This is a genomic window from Desulfovibrio sp. (assembly GCF_035644575.1).
Taxonomy (GTDB): domain Bacteria; phylum Desulfobacterota; class Desulfovibrionia; order Desulfovibrionales; family Desulfovibrionaceae; genus Desulfovibrio.
In genome coordinates, this window is the sequence record NZ_DASQOG010000116.1 from 1 (window position 1) to 16,033 (window position 16,033).

A 16,033-nucleotide genomic window follows, 5' to 3' on the forward strand; every position below is an offset into this window, starting at 1 on the left:
GTCCCTGTAGCCCAGTTTTGCGGGCTGGTCTTCAAGTGACGCATTTTCCCGAGGTTAACAGCTATGTGCAGAATTGGTTCCATCAAGAGCAAGACGCCTGTACCCCCCTCAATGGCGCTCAATCTAATGCTGCCGCAGCAGGAAGGGCATGACAACTCCGGTTTTGCTATGGTTATGCAAGACCTGGAGGGCGTGTTCAGCCACTACAAAGACAAGCCCCTGCTTTCATTGGCCTGCACCCCCGAGGGTGTGCAACTGGTCAACGACTACATGGAAGAAAAGGGTTTTGTGCAGGTTGCCCAGTGGGTGCCTGAAGTGGACAAACGCCCCGGCCTCAAGATTGAGGCCATGCCCCGTTACGTCTTCCGCAACTATGACTACCCGGAGGAATACCGCTCCCGTAGTCAGGAAGATCGTGAAAACCTGCTGCTGGACACGCGCCTTGAGCTGCGGGACTTATTGGCCGAGAAAAAGAATGGCTTTGTCTATTCGTTCTGGCCCGATGTGCTGACCCTTAAAGAAATCGGTGATCCTGCCGACATAGCTGTATATTTTCGACTATGGAAAGACGATGGCCGCCTGACCGCGCGCAATATCGTGACCCAGTGCCGCCAGAATACCAACTACGCCATCGTGCGTTACGCTGCGCATCCCTTCTTTTTGCAGGGCTACACTGTGTGCGCCAACGGCGAGAACACGTTTTTCACCAAGAACAAAGAGTTTCAGAAGTCGCTGCACAGAGGTTATGTGGGTTTTGAATCCGACTCGCAGAACTTTCTGTACACCTTGCACTATGTCTTGCATGAGCTGCGTTGGCCCATCAAGTATTACAAGCATGTTATCACGCCCCTGCCTTTTGTGGAGGCGGAACAGCGCGCTGACCGCAAGGTGCTGAATCTTATTCGCGAATCCCTCGCGCATCTGGAGATCAACGGCCCCAACACCATCATCGGCCTTCTGCCTGACGGCAAGATGATTACCTGCTGCGACTCCAAAAAGCTGCGGCCCGTTGTTGTGGGCGTAAACTCGGACATGGTGGCCATCGCCTCCGAGGTCTGCGGTCTGAACGCCATCATGCCCGACCGCGACATCTCCAACGACATCTATCCCAATGAACGGGAAATGGTGGTTATTGACAACGATCTGGCGGTGCAGCGATGGAATCAGTAAGAACTCAGGACGTAAGTGTTAACGACCTGCGCTGGAAGATAGAATACCGCCCCGATTTGTGCACCATGTGCGGCTCGTGCGTGGCGGCGTGTACTTTCAACGCCATTGAAGTGGGCATGATGCGCCGCAGCATCACGCTTTCGCGCAAGGCCTTTCCCGACCCTACGCAGGAGCATTCCGCGCGTCCGGTCATCATGCAAAAGGCCAGCATCCCCAACGCCTGCGTTGGGTGCGGCATGTGCGAAAAAATCTGCCCCAACGCGGCCATCAAACCCGTGCGCAACCAGGATAACCGGTTCCCCGTGCTGGCGCGTCACCACGGCCCCGTCAAACGGGGCGGACGCACCAACCTGAACCCGCCGCGCACGCTCGATTCCATCTTTGTGGGCCGCATCAGCCAGATGACCGACCCCGCGCTGGATTCCGAGCGTCACACCTTTGATATCCGCTCGCCCCTTGGCCGCGTCATGCTTGCCAAGGAACTGCCCCTGCGCGTTGACGGCGACAGCCTTGTGCTGACCGAGCGCACCCCCCCGGTGCACTGGATTTACCCCGCCATCTTCAGCGACATGAGCATCGGCGCGCTCTCCACCCGCGCGTGGGAAGCCATTGCCCTTGCCGCAGCCTATCTTAATGAACACTGCGGCATGCCCGTGCGCATGTGCTCGGGCGAGGGCGGCATGCCCATCAAGCTGCTGGAATCCGACCAGCTCAAGTACATGATCTTGCAGATCGCCTCCGGTCACTTTGGCTGGAACCGCATCATCAAGGCCATGCCCCGCATGAAGACCGACCCGGCGGGCGTGCTCATCAAGATTGGGCAGGGTGCAAAACCCGGCGACGGCGGCCTGCTGCCCGCAGCCAAGGTGGCTCCGCACATTCAGGCCATCCGTGGCGTGCCCAAGGCGACCCTGCATTCGCCGCCGAACCATCAGGGCCTGTATTCCATTGAAGAATCCGTGCAGAAAATGCACCTTTCGCTCAATGCGGCCTTTGGCTTCCGCGTGCCGGTGGCTATCAAGTGCGCTGCATCTGCCACGTCTGTTTCCGTTTACAACAACCTGCTGCGCGATCCCTACAAGATTTGCGGCGGGTTCTTCATCGACGGCATTCAGGGCGGCACCGGCGCTGCCAACGAGGTTTCGCTGGAGCATACCGGGCATCCCATTGTTTCCAAGCTGCGCGACTGCTACATGGCTGCCGTTGCCCAGGGTCTTCAGGGGCAGATTCCCCTGTGGGCTGGCGGCGGCATAGGCCTGACGGGCAACGCGGCTGCGGATGCCTTCAAGATGATCTGTCTTGGCGCCAACGGCGTTATCATCGGCAAGATTCTCATTCAGTTGCTGGGCTGCGTCGGCAATGAACACGGCCGCTGCAATGCCTGTAATACCGGCAAATGTCCCACGGGCATATGCACCCAGGATCCGCGTCTGGTCAAAAGGCTGGATGTGGACAGGGGCGCGCAGAACATTGTGGACTACATGCTGGCCTTTGACTCCGAACTGCGCAAGCTGCTGGCCCCTGTGGGCAACAGTTCGCTGCCGGTTGGGCGTTCCGACGCCTTGGTTACCACGGACAAGGCTGTGGCCGACAAGCTGGATATCCAGTACGCCTGTTAGACTTTGGCGAGGAGCAGAACATGCTGCGCGTTAGCACGGTAGACGAACACAAGCGCATGTCCACCCAGGATTTGCTGCTGGCCATTGAGGCGGCGGTAGAGAAGGGCGAGACTGACTTTTATATTGAGGCCTCGGGCCAGCACGACATCGGCGGCCCCCTGTGGAACAAAGAAGGAAAAAAGCTGACCTTCAAGGTCAGCAACCCCGGTCAGCGGGTAGGCTCCATGTGCCTGCCCAACACCGAAATCCTGGTTGAAGGCTCCGCCTCGGCGGACGTAGGCTGGTTGAACGCGGGCGGGCGCATTGTGGTGCGCGGCGATGCGGGCGACACTGCGGCCCACTGCGCGGCAGCTGGCACTGTTTACATTGGTGGCCGCGCGGGTACCCGCTCAGGCTCCCTCATGAAGCACGACCCCCTTTATGAAGCGCCGGAACTCTGGGTGCTCAAGAGCGTGGGCAGTTTCTCTTTTGAATTCATGGGCGGCGGCAAGGCCGTTGTGTGCGGCCATGACAGCCAGAACATTGCCTCGGTCATGGGCGAACGCTCCTGCGTCGGCATGGTTGGCGGTGCTGTTTACTTCCGTGGGCCTGTTGGACAGCTGCCCAAGGACGTGCGACTTAATCCCCTGGACGATGAAGACATCGCCTGGCTTGACGCTGGTCTTGACGATTTTCTGATGGCCATTGACCAGCCCAGCCTGCGCAGCGAACTGTGCGACTGGAGCCAGTGGCAGAAGATCACGCCGCTGCCGTTTGAGGAGCGGGGCCAGAAGGAAGTCTTGAGCCTTGGGCAGTTCCGCAGCAAGGAATGGATACCCAGCGGTATTTTCAGCGATGTGGCCCCCGATGACTTTATGGTCAACGGGCTGGTGGCGCGCGGCGATTATCGCATGCGCGTGCCCATGTGGCAGAACGCCGAATATGCCGCCCCTTGTGAATTCAACTGCCCGGCGTCCATCCCCACCCAGCGCAGACTTAACCTTCTGCGTGAAGGTAATGTGGAAGAAGCCTACCGCATGGTGCTGGATTACACGCCGTTCCCCGGTTCCGTCTGCGGCAGCGTGTGCCCCAACCCCTGCATGCAGAGCTGCACGCGCACTGATCTGGACAGCCCCGTGCAGATCGGCAAGCTCGGTTCCTGTTCTGCGGACATCACGGTCGAAAAGCCCAAAACCCGCACCGGCAAGCACATTGGCGTGATCGGCGGCGGTGTTGGCGGCCTCACGGCTGCCTGGCAGCTGGCCCGTCTGGGCCACGACGTCACCGTGTACGAAGCCGATTCCGTCATGGGCGGCAAGCTTGAGCAGGTGATTCCCCGTGCCCGCCTGAACCATGACCTGCTGCGCAAGGAACTCAAGCGCATTGAGGACATGGGCGTGACCTTTGTGAACAATTGCCCTGTTGACGCCAAAAAGTTCGAGGAACTGCGCAAAAAGCACTCCGCCCTGGTGGTCGCCACCGGCGGGCATGTACCGCGCATCTTCCCCTGGCCCGGTCATGAAAAGATCGTGGCTGGCATAGACTTTCTGAAGGCCATCAACAAGGGCGAAAAGCCCGCCGTGCCCGACAGCGTGATTGTTATCGGTTGCGGCAACGCGGGTATGGACGCCGCTGTGGGCGCATACGCCATGGGCGCCAAGCAGGTGACCTGCATCGACGTGCAGAAGCCCGCCGCCTTTGCCCATGAAATTGAGCATGTTGAAGGGCTGGGCGGCAAGCTTGTGTGGCCCGTGCAGACCAAGGAAGTCACCGATAACGGCATCATCACCCAGGAAGGGACGCTCATTCCCGGCAAGATGGTCATTATCACCATTGGCGAATCGCCCGACCTCTCCTTCCTGCCGGAAGGGCTGGAAAAGTTCCGCGAATGGATCGTGCCCAAGCCCGACCTCAGCATCATGGACGGCGTTTTTGCAGTGGGCGACGTTATCAAGCCCGGTTTGCTGGTGCATGCCATCGGCACGGGCCGCGATGCCGCCTTTGCCGCAGATGCCTTTGTGCGCGGCGAAACCTACACGCCGGAAAAGAAAAAGCTCGTGCCTTCCACGCGTCTGCACACGGCCTATTTTGCCAAGTGTCATGACCGTGAGCTGCCGACGCCGCAGGATGAATTCTCCCGCTGCGTGAGCTGCGGCACCTGCCGCGACTGCAAGATGTGCCTCAAATCCTGCCCGGAAAAGGCCATTGACCGCAAGGAAACCGCTGGCGGTGGATTTGAATACGTTTCAGATCCTGCCCGCTGCATCGGCTGCGGCATCTGCTCCGGTATCTGCCCCTGCGGCATCTGGACCATGTATCCCAACTGGGACATGAGCTAGGCCTCTGGCGGGCTTTTTGCCTGCCCTGAATGAACGCAAAGCCCCCTTTCTCCCGCAACCCGGGTCAGAAAGGGGGCTTTTTTGCGCCGCCAGTGCCAGGCATACTGACTTTTGTTTGAAGCAAAATTATTGCATACTGGGTTCAGGCACAGTTTATCTGAATTCAGACCGCACTGTATTTTGCCGTGCTTTGCGCGCAATCGCAGTATGCGGTTTCACTGCCAGCATTTTCAGGAGAATTTCAATGGATGTTTTTGAAGCCCTGTTTACCCGCCGCAGCATACGTAAATTCACGGCTGAGCCTGTGAGCGATGAAGACTTGCAGCTCGTACTCAAGGCCGCCATGTGCGCGCCCAGCGCACACAACAAACAGCCCTGGCACTTTGTGGTTGTGCGCGACAAGGCCCTGCTGGCCTCCATTGCCGAGCGGCACCCCTATGCCAAAATGGCCGCTGAAGCGCCTGTTGTGATTGTGGTTTGCGCCAATCCCGAAGAAGCCAAGGTTCCCGGCTACTGGCAGCAGGATTGCACGGCCGCTCTGGAAAACATGCTCATCGCCGCGCGCGGCCTGAACATTGGCACGGTGTGGTGCGGCATGTACCCCTTTGAAGACCGCGTTGAACCTATCCGCGAACTGCTCAATGTTCCGGACCAGATCAACATGCTCGGTCTTGTGGTCATGGGGCATCCTGCGCAGCCCTTTGCCGAGGCGGACAGATTCAACGAAAGCAAGGTTCACCTGAACGGCTGGTAAACAGCGCTACTCCGCAACCTTGAGGCCTGCACTCATGGATTCACAACCTTTGCGCTCCGGCGCGGGCTGCGCGCCGCACATTATTGTAGATGACGCGCAACCGGATGATATGGCGGCAGTGCAGGACATTTATGCCTGGCACGTGCTGCACGGGCTGGCAACGTTTGAAGAGCTGCCGCCCAACATGGAAGAAATGGAGCGTCGCCGCCAGGCAGTGCTCGCACTTGGTTTGCCCTATCTGGTGGCCCGGCAGGACAATACCGTTGTGGGCTATTGTTACGCTGGTCTATACGGTGCGCGGTCAGCTTACAGATTTTGCCTGGAAGATTCCATCTATGTTGCCCAACAGGCCATGGGGCAAGGGCTTGGGCATGCGCTGCTGCAAGCGCTCATTGAGCGGTGCGAGCGCGGCCCCTGGCGGCAGATGGTGGCTGTTATCGGCCACAGCGGCAACGCTGGTTCCATTGCCCTGCATGCGGCGCATGGCTTTAGGCACGCAGGTGTGCTCCAGTCTGCGGGCTACAAGCTCGGCCAATGGGTTGATGTTGTGCTGATGCAGCGGCCACTGGGACTTGGAGACACCACTGGCGTGTGATTCCAGGGAGTTGCGGCGCGACACTCTATCATATGAATGCACGTAATCACAAAAAAAGCCTGTTGCGGCGGAATGTGTCCTTCTCAGGAATATTCCACAACGCAACAGGCTTTTTGTTATTCTTGCAGGCAAGCATGCTCAGGCATGACTGCCAACCGTAGTGTTATACGCCCAGAGCGATCATGGCGTCAGCCACCTTGCGGAAGCCCGCAATGTTCGCGCCCATCACAAGGTTGCCCTTGTGGCCGAATTCTGCGGCAGTGGCAGCGGCACGCTGGTGAATATCATACATGATGTGCTTGAGCTGGTTGTCCACCGCTTCAAACGTCCAGCGCTGCATGCTGGCATTCTGCGCCATTTCAAGCTGGCTCACAGACACGCCGCCCGCGTTGGCGGCCTTGGCGGGGCCGTAGGCGATGCCGGAGGAGATAAAGGCATGCACTGCGTCAAGCGTAGAGGGCATGTTTGCACCTTCCGCCACGCAACCGCAGCCATTGGCCAGCAGGGTCTCGGCGTCCGCAAGGTTCAGTTCGTTCTGCGTCGCGCAGGGAAAAGCCGCAAAGCAGGGTACGTTCCACACGGCATTGCGCCCAGCGGGATAGGACGCCACAGGCGTGTACTTGGCGGAAGAAACCAGCTCCGCATAACGGGTGAGGGGGCCGCGCTCAATTTCTTTCACCTGCTTGAGCACGTCCAGCCTGATGCCCTCAGGGTCATAGATCATGCCGCGCGAGTCGGAAACTGTCACGGGTTTTGCCCCCACCTGAGTAAGCTTCTGGCAGCAGTGGATAGCCACGTTGCCCGCGCCTGAGACCGTGCAGACCTTGCCTTCAAGGCTCTGGCCTCGCGCATCGAGCATGGCCTGGGCAAAATACACAGCGCCGTAGCCAGTGGCTTCAGGCCGCGCCAGCGAACCGCCAAAGAGCAGGTTTTTGCCGGTGAGTACGCCTTCATAACGCCGGGTCAGGCGTTTGTACTGCCCAAAAAGAAAGCTGATTTCCTGACTGCCCACGCCAATATCGCCAGCAGGCACATCAACAGTTGCGCCAATGTGCGTCCAGAGTTCCGTCATGAATGCCTGGCAGAAGCGCATGATCTCCGTCTTGGATTTACCCTTGGGGTTAAAATCCGAGCCGCCCTTGGCGCCGCCAATGGCAAGGCCCGAGAGCGAGTTCTTGAAAATCTGCTCAAAGCCAAGAAATTTCAGCACGCCCTGATTTACGCTGGGGTGAAAGCGCAGGCCGCCCTTGAACGGGCCGAGAGCCGAGTTGTACTGAACCCGATACCCCCGGTTAACCTGAACCTGCCCTGTGTCGTCCATCCATTGCACGCGGAAGGAGACGCAGCGTTCCGGCTCCACAATCCGCTCAAGGATTTTCATTTTTGCGTATTCAGTTTGCTTGTCCAGAATGGGTTGCAGACTTTGCAACACCTCTTGTACTGCCTGCAAAAAAACAGGCTCATGGGGGTAGGCTTCTTTAAGGTTATTTAACACACGTTCAACATAAGGCATGTTGCTCTCCTGATAGGGGGGGTAAGGATTGCACGAAAAAATTTCCGCATAACATTGATCCAAGCAGGTTTTTTTTAGACAAGATGATGTAGTTTGACAAGAATTTAAAAAAATACGTAATCCGATATGAGGGATGTGACGTTTGCGACAAAAAGCCCCGGTCGGCTTGAGGGCTGACCGGGGCAGATGGCCGGAAATGCGGAATTTCTGGCATCAGCCAGCAAAAGGTTCTGGTGTCGCTTCCAGCGCGGAGTGCAACGCTTCGTCCAGTGTCGGGTGCGCAAACATGAAGGCGTTGAGCGCGTTGCCGTGGTATTGGCCTATGAGCAGCAACTGCGCCGCTGTGACAAGGTGCGAAACACCGTGCCCCAGAGCAGCAATGCCAACAATGCTCCCGTTCTGCCACACAATCTTGATAAAGCCGGACGCATCGCCCCCGGCCTGGGCAATGGCGTTGCCCATGAGCTGCGCCTTGGAAACTGCCACCGGGCCGCTCTGGGCCAGGGCCTGCCTGGCGGTAATGCCAACACGCATGATTTCCAGACTGCCGTAAACGCAGGAAGGCACCGGCCCGGAGGCGTAGGGGCCGCTTTGCGCTCCAACAATGCGCCGCGCCACATACGCGCCCTGATGCTCGGCAGCATGCGCCAACAGGGTTTGCCCGTTGATGTCGCCAATGGCGTAAACATTTGGGGCTGCCATAAGGTGCTCGTCAACGGTGATGAATCCGCGCGCCTGAAGCGTGCATCCGGCTTTTTCCGCTCCAAGATTGTCAGTGTTGGGCGTTCTGCCCACAGCCACAAGAGCCTTGGCGGCGGTCAGTTCCCTGCCGTCCTCAAGAACGAGCACTGCCGCGCCCTCACGCGTTGTCAGTGATGCAGCCTTAACGCCAGTGATGCAGGTTATGCCGGTTTTGCCAAGGAGCTTTGCCATTTCCAGACCAAGATCGGCATCTTCCGTTGGGGCAAGGTGGGGTGCGGCTTCTACAATGGTGACCTTGCTGCCCATGGCGTTGAAAAAGTCGGCCATTTCAAGGCCAATGGCCCCCGCGCCCACAACAATCAGACTTTCCGGCACAGCGGGCACGCGCAGCATGTCTGTGCTGTCCAGAACCGCGTCATGGTCAGGCGTCATGCCGGGGAATGCGGCGGAGCGGGAACCGCCAGCAAGGATGATGTGTTCTGCGCACAGATTCTGCACACTGCCGTCTGCGGCTGTCACCATAACCTCGGAGGGGCTGACGCAAGCGGTGCGGCCTTCAATGAGTGTTACGCCAAGCTGCTCCAGGCCTTTGCTCAGAGTCTGGGACGAGGCTTTGACAAAACGCTGAATCCGTTTTTGCAGAGCATCGTAATCCACTTCAATGCTGCCCTTGGCCACGCGTTGGCGCTCAAGACCACGCAGCAATCCCGCAGGAGCGGTTGCGCCCAGGAGCAGTTTGGTTGGGATGCAGCCGCAGTTAAGGCATACGCCGCCCATATGGGTGCTTTCAATCAGCGCAACGGATTTTCCACCACGGGCAAGTATGCCTGCGGCCTTGGCTCCGCCTGGGCCGCCGCCGATAATGACAACATCAAACGTATTCATGCGTTCTCCGGATATTGGCAGTTGGGCATGTGTCACGCGCACGGTTAATCAGGGCGTGGCTGTCATGGCCCCACTGAAGGCTGCTGTTAGAGGGAAAGGCCGCTGGCTCCTCGCTGGGTGCAGTAGCGCACGGCTTGTGGCAGAGCATGGTACGGTGTCTTGAATACATTGTCACCATGCGCGGTCTGGCGGCGGGGATAGACTGCGTATTCTGCGTATCGAGGTGGCGCTGTGCTTTTGCCGGGGCATCAAAAAAATAATTTTTATAATCACGCATTTAATAAAAAACGTGATGATTTAATCGTATGAAATAACAGAATATTAATATTTATCTGTGTACCGCTGCGAGTGGTTGGCTATTTTACTGCAAAGCCTGTAGTCTTGCTCCATACAAAGCGGAGGTTGTCCTCCCCCCGATTATTCCAGTCACTCCGCAAACTGAAGGAGAACCATATGGAAACCAGCGCAAGAAACGTTTTTTCCGGAAAAATTGTTGCCGTTAACTCCGGCGCAGTCAATGATGAAGTGGAATTGGCCGTTGAAGGCGGTATTAACATCGTTGCCTCCATTACCAAGGTGAGCACCAAGAATCTTGGTCTCAAGCCTGGCGCCAGCGCAATGGCCCTCATCAAGGCCAGCTTTGTACTGCTGATGAATGATGCAGAAAACTACCTACTCTCTACCCGCAACCAGTTTGCCGGTACTGTGAGCAAAGTTACGCCCGGCGCGGTCAATGCCGAGGTTATTGTTGAACTGCCCGGCGGCGCTTCCATCGCATCCATTGTGACCATGGGCAGCATCAAGAACCTTGGCCTGGAACCCGGCAAAAAGGTTACCGCCATTGTTAAGGCCTCGCAGGTTATTCTTGCTGTAGCCAAGTAAATCGATTCATTGAGTTTAGGTTCAGGGCCATTCTCACAGGCCCTGATCTGTAGCGGCTCTGCTGTTTGCACTAAACGGCAGAGCCGAATTTTTTGCTCTGGCCTGCGTATATAACATGCTGAAAGGTTATTATTTTTGACCGCCTTTCGTGCCTGGCTCAAAAAAAAATTGACCTGACCATATAGCCTGCGGCCTCGCCTTCTGATATTTGAGGCGGCGCGGGTGGCTTGCGCCGTTCCACGGCAAAGGGCAGGCCCCTGTAATACTCGTACTACTGGAATTTTATGAACAAAAAACTCGTGCGCGATTCATTTGTGGTTGGGGCGGCCTTGTTCGCCATGCTTTTTGGCGCGGGGAATGTGGTTTTTCCTCCCTACATCGGCCTGACGGCGGGATCGCAGTGGTTTACGGGTTTTTTGTGCTATTACGCGGCAGATGTGGGCCTTGCCCTGCTGACCATTTACGCCATGCTGGCTTCTTCCTGCATTGACAGAAAGGAAGGGCTTTTTTACAGGCTTGGCGGAACCCCGGCCATGCTCATGATGCTGGCAATCATTATGTGCATTGGGCCGTTGCTGGCCATTCCCCGCACAGGGGCCACCGCCTTTGCCATTTCTTTTGCGCCGCTTGGCTACTCGTCCAGGGGGTTCAGCCTTGCCAAAGTTCTCTATTCTGCCGCTTTTTTTGGTATTTCTACATTACTGGCATATCGCGAATCAAATATGGTGGACGCCATCGCCCGCTACCTTTCGCCCATCAAGATCGGCGGGTTTATCCTGATTGTATGCGCCGCCGTTGCCTGGCCGCTGGGAGAAATCAACGCCAGCGTACACGACGCCAAGGTTGCGTGGAACAGCATTCTCGCCGGATATCAGACTCTGGATGTCATGGCCGCGTTGGTTTACGGTTTTATTATTGTGAATACGCTCAAGGGCAAGGGCTATACCTCAGGCAGTCAGAAAGCGCTTTCCGTTGGCCTGTCCAGCCTTGTGGCAGGGGTGCTGCTGTTCATAATTTACGGCGGGCTGTGCTACCTTGGTGCGACAGGCTCCGGGCTGTATCCGGCTGATACGGAAAAGGGCGCGCTTGTCTCAGGCCTTGTAAGTGGACTTTTTGGCCGTGCCAGCAATTGGCTGCTGGCAGTCGTGATAAGTGTTTCCTGTATGGCAACGGCTGTTGGGTTGATCGGCACCACAGGCACCTTTATTTCGCAGTTCAGCAAGGGGCGCTTCAGCTACAGGGCTGTGGTCATCACCACTGGCTTGTTCAGCATGGTGGCCTCAAACGTGGGGCTGGACAGCATCATTTCCCTTGCGGCGCCAGTGCTGATTTTTCTGTACCCCGGCGCACTCACTGTTATCGTGCTTTCACTGTTTGACAGGTTCATCAAGAACGACAACATTTTTCGTTTTGCTACGGTTGGCGCTCTACTGAGCAGCGGCATGAGCGTGCTTGAAGATTTTGGGCTGCCCATCAAGCTGACAGCCATGCTGCCTTTTGAATCGGTGGGGCTTGGCTGGATATTGCCCGCACTGATTTTTGGCATTGCGGGCTTTTTTGTGCGTCAGGACAGGGGCAGGGCGTAGTCTCAGGCAGTATTGCTGGCTGGCGCTTTGCCCCGGCCAGCGTTGCTTAGTCATGTGCAGTCGGACGTGACGGTGTGGGCGCTCCAGGCGCTGCGGCGTCAATTTTGCCAAAGCACCTGTCGTCAATCATGATGTGCTGGGCTGTCAGCTCGTAAATCATAAAGTGCAGCAAGGCCGCGAGGTCTGCGCCATCACGCTGGAACTGGGCCAGCAGGATGTTGGCTCTGTCCAGCAGGCGTTGATGTGCCTGTATGTGCGAGGGCGCATCCGGGTATTCGATCTGGTTCAGGATGTGCTCTTCAAACTGAAAATGCTCCACCGTGTCCGCCAGCAGGCCTTTCACTGCGGATGCAATCGTTTTTTGGTCAGCGCCGGAGCTGTCCAGTTGCAGCAGGTTGTTGACCGTTGCAAACAGATTGCGGTGCTGCTGGTCAATTTCCGCATGCCCGCATTCATATGTCTCGCTCCACTGAAGGCGCAATGCGCTTGAAGGGCTGCAAATAAAATTGCTGATGCTGCCGTCCAGATCCTCCACCTTGACCTGATTGCGTCCGGCAAGTTTAGCTCTATAGAGGGCCATATCTGCCCGTTGCATCCATTCTTCCATAGTGTCAGTTGCCCGGCAGGCCGCCACGCCAATGCTGACAGTAACCAGCGTACCAAAAGAAAATTTGAATTTTTCCAAACGCTCACGGATGTGCTCCGCCAGCGTTACGGCATCGAAAAATGTGGATGAAGGCAAGACCACAACAAATTCTTCACCGCCCCACCGTCCAGGCACGTCAGTTGCGCGTATATCTGTGCGCAGTAATCTTCCAAACCCCCGCAGCACTTCATCACCAGCAAGGTGCCCGAACTGGTCATTGATACGCTTGAAATTGTCCAGATCCAGCATCAGCAGCGTAACCGGGTGTCCATAGCGGTGCATGCGCGCCATTTCCTGCTGCAAGATCTCTTCAATGCGCACACGGTTCCAGCAGCCGGTCAGCCTGTCCAGCAGGGCAGCCTTGCGCAAGGCCGCATCCGAGCGCTCCTTTGCCATAAGCGCAAAGCCCGTTGACACCATGATCAAGGAAATAAATGTGACAAGGTAGAGTGTTACCTGAACAGGAGTGTTCAGAAAAATGCTCATTATCTGATCTGGGGCAACAAGGGCTGTGCAAAATTTCCATGCAAGCGCGACAATTGATAACCCAATGCCAAATACCATCAGGTTGCGCCCCCGCACAGAAAAATCAAACCTGTAACTTAGCAGTGCCTTTTGCACGAGAAAACCCTGAAATGCCAGCAAGGCATTGATCATCAGAACGCGAAAGATGACAGAGTCAAAGAAAGCAAGCACGCCAACCGTTGTAACCAGAGGCGGCCCCCAAAACAGAAATCTGTTTCGCGGATGTATGCCAAGAAAAATATGAACAGCATGGTAAAAAATTGCATAGGAAATAGAAAAAAAAGTGTTTGCGCACACAACAGATAAAAAATCTGGAATATTTCCGCGCAGAGCAAAGAGAATATAACTTGTGGCGTGAATGCAAAGCGCCAAACCCCATTCGCGTAAACCATCGCCTGCATGACGTTCTGAAGCCGCAAGTGCAGATGCCGCAAGCGTAATGCAACCAACAACCAGCATCACAAAAATTGTTGGAATATGAAATTCCACTTTAGCTCCAAAGTTACCATAACTCGTTCGTGTATGGTATGAATATAATACATTATAGTAATAAAAATATATCAACAGTCAAATTATATAATATTTGCTAAAACGGCAACAAGATTACTTGATTGCATAAACAATTATTAATAGCGTTTTTAATCTGTGTATACATACTTATGCGATACTGGCCGCGCACCATTTGCAGCACATAAACCAAGAGCGGAACTCCTAGATGGAGTTCCGCTCTTGGTTTATGCTTTTTGTAATGCAGCAGTACGTCAGTCGAGTGTGAAAATGGACTTGAAGTCTACATTTTCCTGCCACTCTGGCTGGTTGCGTTTGTCAAAAATCGTGTCGCCAAGCACAAGAAAGTCCATTTCTGTACGCATAAAGCAGGTATAGGCGTCCAGTGGCGTGCAGACAATGGGTTCGCCACGCACGTTAAAGCTTGTGTTGACGACCATGGGGCAGCCCTGCTCACGCCGAAACGTGTCTATCAGCCCCCAGTAACGGGGATTGGTGCTGCGCGAAACGCTCTGGATGCGGGCAGACCAATCCACATGCGTGATGGCCGGTACAGAGGAGCGTTGCAGATACAGCCTGTCGTAGAGCGGCAGCTCACGCACGTTTTCCGGCAGCGCCGTGCGGTGCTTCTGCGCCACAGGGGCGCACACCAGCATGTAGGGCGACTTGGCGTCAAGATCAAACCATTCAGCGCAGTATTCTTCCAGCACGGAGGGCGCAAAGGGACGGAACCCCTCGCGAAATTTGATCTTGAGGTTCAGCTTTTTTTGCATTTCAGGCCTTCTGGGGTCGCCCAGAATAGACCTGTCGCCCAAGGCTCGGGGGCCGTATTCCATGCGGCCCTGAAACCAGCCGACCACAGCGCCGTCCGCAAGATGCTGGGCCACTGTGGAATACAGTTCTTCAAGGTTGGCGTATTCGGTATAGGGCGCGTCAAAACGGCGAGCAACCCGCATAATGTCGTTGCGAGAAAACTCGGGCCCAAGGTAGGAGCCTTGCATGGCATCAATACCGTTGGGTGATGGACGCTCGTTGCCGCCCCAGATATGCCAGGCAGCCTGCGCAGCACCCAGCGCGCCGCCAGAGTCGCCGGAGGCGGGCTGAATCCATACCTTCTTGAAGATGCCGCTGCGTATCAGCAGGCCGTTGGCAACGCAGTTCAGGGCCACACCGCCCGCCATGACCAGATTGTCGCAGCCGGTCAGCTCGCGGGCCGTGCGGGCCAGCTTGAGCACGATGTCTTCCGTCACCTGCTGGATAGCCAGCGCCAGGGCCATATATTCCTGACCTATTTCGCTCTCCGCATCGCGAGGGGGAATACCCAGCAGCTTTTCCCACTTGTCGCGCTTGTACATGCGCAGGCCGGTGGCATAGTCAAAGTATTCCATGTTCAGCAGCAGGGAGCCGTCTTCGCGAATATCCACAAGGCTGTCGCAGATGGCTTTTTTGAGCCTGGCCACAAGCTCCATGTCGCCATCGCCGTAAGGGGCAAGCCCCATGAGCTTGTATTCGCCCGAATTGACCTTGAAGCCGCAGTACGCTGTAAAAGCCGTGTAGAGCAGGCCCAGCGAGTGGGGGAACTGCTGCTCTTTGAGAATTCGAATGCTGGCGTTCTCGCCAAGGCCAATGGTGGTGGTTGCCCATTCGCCAACGCCATCAATGGTCAGAATGGCGGCCCTGTCAAAGGGCGAAGGATAAAAGGCGCTGGCAGCGTGCGAAAGATGGTGCTCTGGAAAAAGCATCTTGGGCGAGCCGGGGCCGAGCTTGGCTATGGCCTCGCGCAGCATGGAGCGCATGAACAGCTTCTCCTTGATCCAGACAGGAATGGCAGAGAGAAAGCTGCGCAGGCCAGCCGGGGCAAAGCCGTTGTAGGTTTCAAGCAGGCGCTCGAACTTGAGGTAGGGCTTGTCGTAAAAAGCCACAGCCTCAAGGTCGGAAATATTCAGGCCACCCTCACGCAGCACGTAGGCCGCAGCGTGGCTGGGAAACCCGGAATCGTGCTTGATGCGTGAAAAGCGCTCTTCGTGAGCGGCTGCCACGATTTTGCCGTCCACCAGCAGCACGGCTGCGGAGTCGTGGTAATAGGCAGAAATGCCAAGAATGGCTCTGGGCATGAAGGCTCCCATATGTCGTTGGCGCTGGGCGCGCCTGACCAGATGCTGTTAAAAAACAGAGTAAATAAAGGGCGCGATGGCCGAGCCGCTGGTCATCACCACAAGCACGCCAAACAGCAGCAGAACGAGCACAAGGGGAAGCAGCCAGAATTTTTTGCGCTGCATAAAAAATTGCAGCAGGTCTTTAAGAAAATCCATTGATATCTCCTGAAGGAAC

Annotated in this window: 12 protein-coding genes; 7 read left to right on the plus strand and 5 right to left on the minus strand. The window is 56.4% G+C overall.

Features of this window, described 5'->3' with window-relative positions; all coding sequences use genetic code 11:
* Positions 1–168 precede the first annotated feature (168 nt).
* The 5 genes from VEZ52_RS06555 to VEZ52_RS06575 all read left to right on the plus strand — a co-directional run bounded on the left by VEZ52_RS06555 (position 169) and on the right by VEZ52_RS06575 (position 6,456).
* Entirely contained in the window at positions 169–1,170 is a 1,002-nt protein-coding gene (locus tag VEZ52_RS06555; protein ID WP_297147618.1) for a glutamate synthase, read from the plus strand.
* Entirely contained in the window at positions 1,158–2,789 is a 1,632-nt protein-coding gene (locus VEZ52_RS06560) for a glutamate synthase-related protein (RefSeq protein WP_240824256.1), read from the plus strand. The genes VEZ52_RS06555 and VEZ52_RS06560 overlap by 13 nt, the downstream gene beginning before the upstream one ends.
* Positions 2,790–2,809: 20 nt before the next feature.
* A complete protein-coding gene (locus VEZ52_RS06565) occupies positions 2,810–5,107 on the plus strand; it encodes an FAD-dependent oxidoreductase (RefSeq protein ID WP_324836108.1) in 2,298 nt (765 codons plus the stop codon).
* Between the two features lie 244 nt (positions 5,108–5,351).
* A complete protein-coding gene (locus tag VEZ52_RS06570; protein ID WP_324836109.1) occupies positions 5,352–5,861 on the plus strand; it encodes a nitroreductase family protein in 510 nt (169 codons plus the stop codon).
* Positions 5,862–5,895: 34 nt separating this feature from the next.
* Positions 5,896–6,456, plus strand: a complete 561-nt coding sequence (locus VEZ52_RS06575) for a GNAT family N-acetyltransferase (RefSeq protein WP_324836110.1) — start codon at positions 5,896–5,898, stop codon at positions 6,454–6,456.
* 163 nt (positions 6,457–6,619) lie between these two features.
* On the opposite strand, the gene gdhA is transcribed toward VEZ52_RS06575, so the two are convergent.
* Together gdhA and VEZ52_RS06585 are read right to left on the minus strand one after the other, a co-directional pair.
* Positions 6,620–7,969: an NADP-specific glutamate dehydrogenase gene (gene gdhA, locus VEZ52_RS06580; RefSeq protein ID WP_324836111.1), complete on the minus strand. Its 1,350-nt coding sequence runs from the start codon at positions 7,967–7,969 to the stop codon at positions 6,620–6,622.
* Between the two features lie 213 nt (positions 7,970–8,182).
* Positions 8,183–9,556: an NAD(P)/FAD-dependent oxidoreductase gene (locus VEZ52_RS06585; protein WP_324836112.1), complete on the minus strand. Its 1,374-nt coding sequence runs from the start codon at positions 9,554–9,556 to the stop codon at positions 8,183–8,185.
* Positions 9,557–10,009: 453 nt separating this feature from the next.
* Between VEZ52_RS06585 and VEZ52_RS06590 the strand changes: the two genes are divergently transcribed.
* Positions 10,010–10,438, plus strand: coding sequence for a TOBE domain-containing protein (locus VEZ52_RS06590; RefSeq protein WP_324836113.1), 429 nt, complete (start codon positions 10,010–10,012; stop codon positions 10,436–10,438).
* Between the two features lie 284 nt (positions 10,439–10,722).
* Entirely contained in the window at positions 10,723–12,024 is a 1,302-nt protein-coding gene (gene brnQ / locus VEZ52_RS06595) for a branched-chain amino acid transport system II carrier protein (RefSeq protein ID WP_324836114.1), read from the plus strand.
* A gap of 46 nt (positions 12,025–12,070) precedes the next feature.
* Here the strand turns inward: brnQ and VEZ52_RS06600 are convergent, their stop codons facing one another.
* The 3 genes from VEZ52_RS06600 to VEZ52_RS06610 all read right to left on the minus strand — a co-directional run bounded on the left by VEZ52_RS06600 (position 12,071) and on the right by VEZ52_RS06610 (position 16,014).
* The gene (locus tag VEZ52_RS06600) at positions 12,071–13,156 is read right to left on the minus strand and encodes a diguanylate cyclase (RefSeq protein ID WP_324836115.1); all 1,086 of its coding nucleotides are present in this window, start codon (positions 13,154–13,156) and stop codon (positions 12,071–12,073) included.
* Positions 13,157–13,956: 800 nt separating this feature from the next.
* A complete protein-coding gene (locus tag VEZ52_RS06605; RefSeq protein ID WP_324836116.1) occupies positions 13,957–15,816 on the minus strand; it encodes a carbamoyltransferase in 1,860 nt (619 codons plus the stop codon).
* A 48-nt stretch (positions 15,817–15,864) separates the two neighbouring features.
* Positions 15,865–16,014 (minus strand): DUF5989 family protein, encoded by a 150-nt coding sequence (locus VEZ52_RS06610; protein WP_192111728.1) that lies wholly within the window; start codon positions 16,012–16,014, stop codon positions 15,865–15,867.
* Positions 16,015–16,033: the final 19 nt, after the last annotated feature.

Coding starts and splice junctions, on each gene's coding strand:
- VEZ52_RS06590 (WP_324836113.1), top strand. CDS start 10,010: ATGGAAACCAGCGCAAGAAACGTTTTTTCCGGAAAAATTGTTGCCGTT.
- VEZ52_RS06610 (WP_192111728.1), bottom strand. CDS start 16,014: ATGGATTTTCTTAAAGACCTGCTGCAATTTTTTATGCAGCGCAAAAAA.
- VEZ52_RS06600 (WP_324836115.1), bottom strand. CDS start 13,156: ATGAGCATTTTTCTGAACACTCCTGTTCAGGTAACACTCTACCTTGTC.
- VEZ52_RS06555 (WP_297147618.1), top strand. CDS start 169: ATGGTTATGCAAGACCTGGAGGGCGTGTTCAGCCACTACAAAGACAAG.
- VEZ52_RS06585 (WP_324836112.1), bottom strand. CDS start 9,556: ATGAATACGTTTGATGTTGTCATTATCGGCGGCGGCCCAGGCGGAGCC.
- VEZ52_RS06605 (WP_324836116.1), bottom strand. CDS start 15,816: ATGCCCAGAGCCATTCTTGGCATTTCTGCCTATTACCACGACTCCGCA.
- gdhA (WP_324836111.1), bottom strand. CDS start 7,969: ATGCCTTATGTTGAACGTGTGTTAAATAACCTTAAAGAAGCCTACCCC.
- VEZ52_RS06570 (WP_324836109.1), top strand. CDS start 5,352: ATGGATGTTTTTGAAGCCCTGTTTACCCGCCGCAGCATACGTAAATTC.
- brnQ (WP_324836114.1), top strand. CDS start 10,723: ATGAACAAAAAACTCGTGCGCGATTCATTTGTGGTTGGGGCGGCCTTG.
- VEZ52_RS06565 (WP_324836108.1), top strand. CDS start 2,810: ATGCTGCGCGTTAGCACGGTAGACGAACACAAGCGCATGTCCACCCAG.
- VEZ52_RS06560 (WP_240824256.1), top strand. CDS start 1,158: ATGGAATCAGTAAGAACTCAGGACGTAAGTGTTAACGACCTGCGCTGG.
- VEZ52_RS06575 (WP_324836110.1), top strand. CDS start 5,896: ATGGATTCACAACCTTTGCGCTCCGGCGCGGGCTGCGCGCCGCACATT.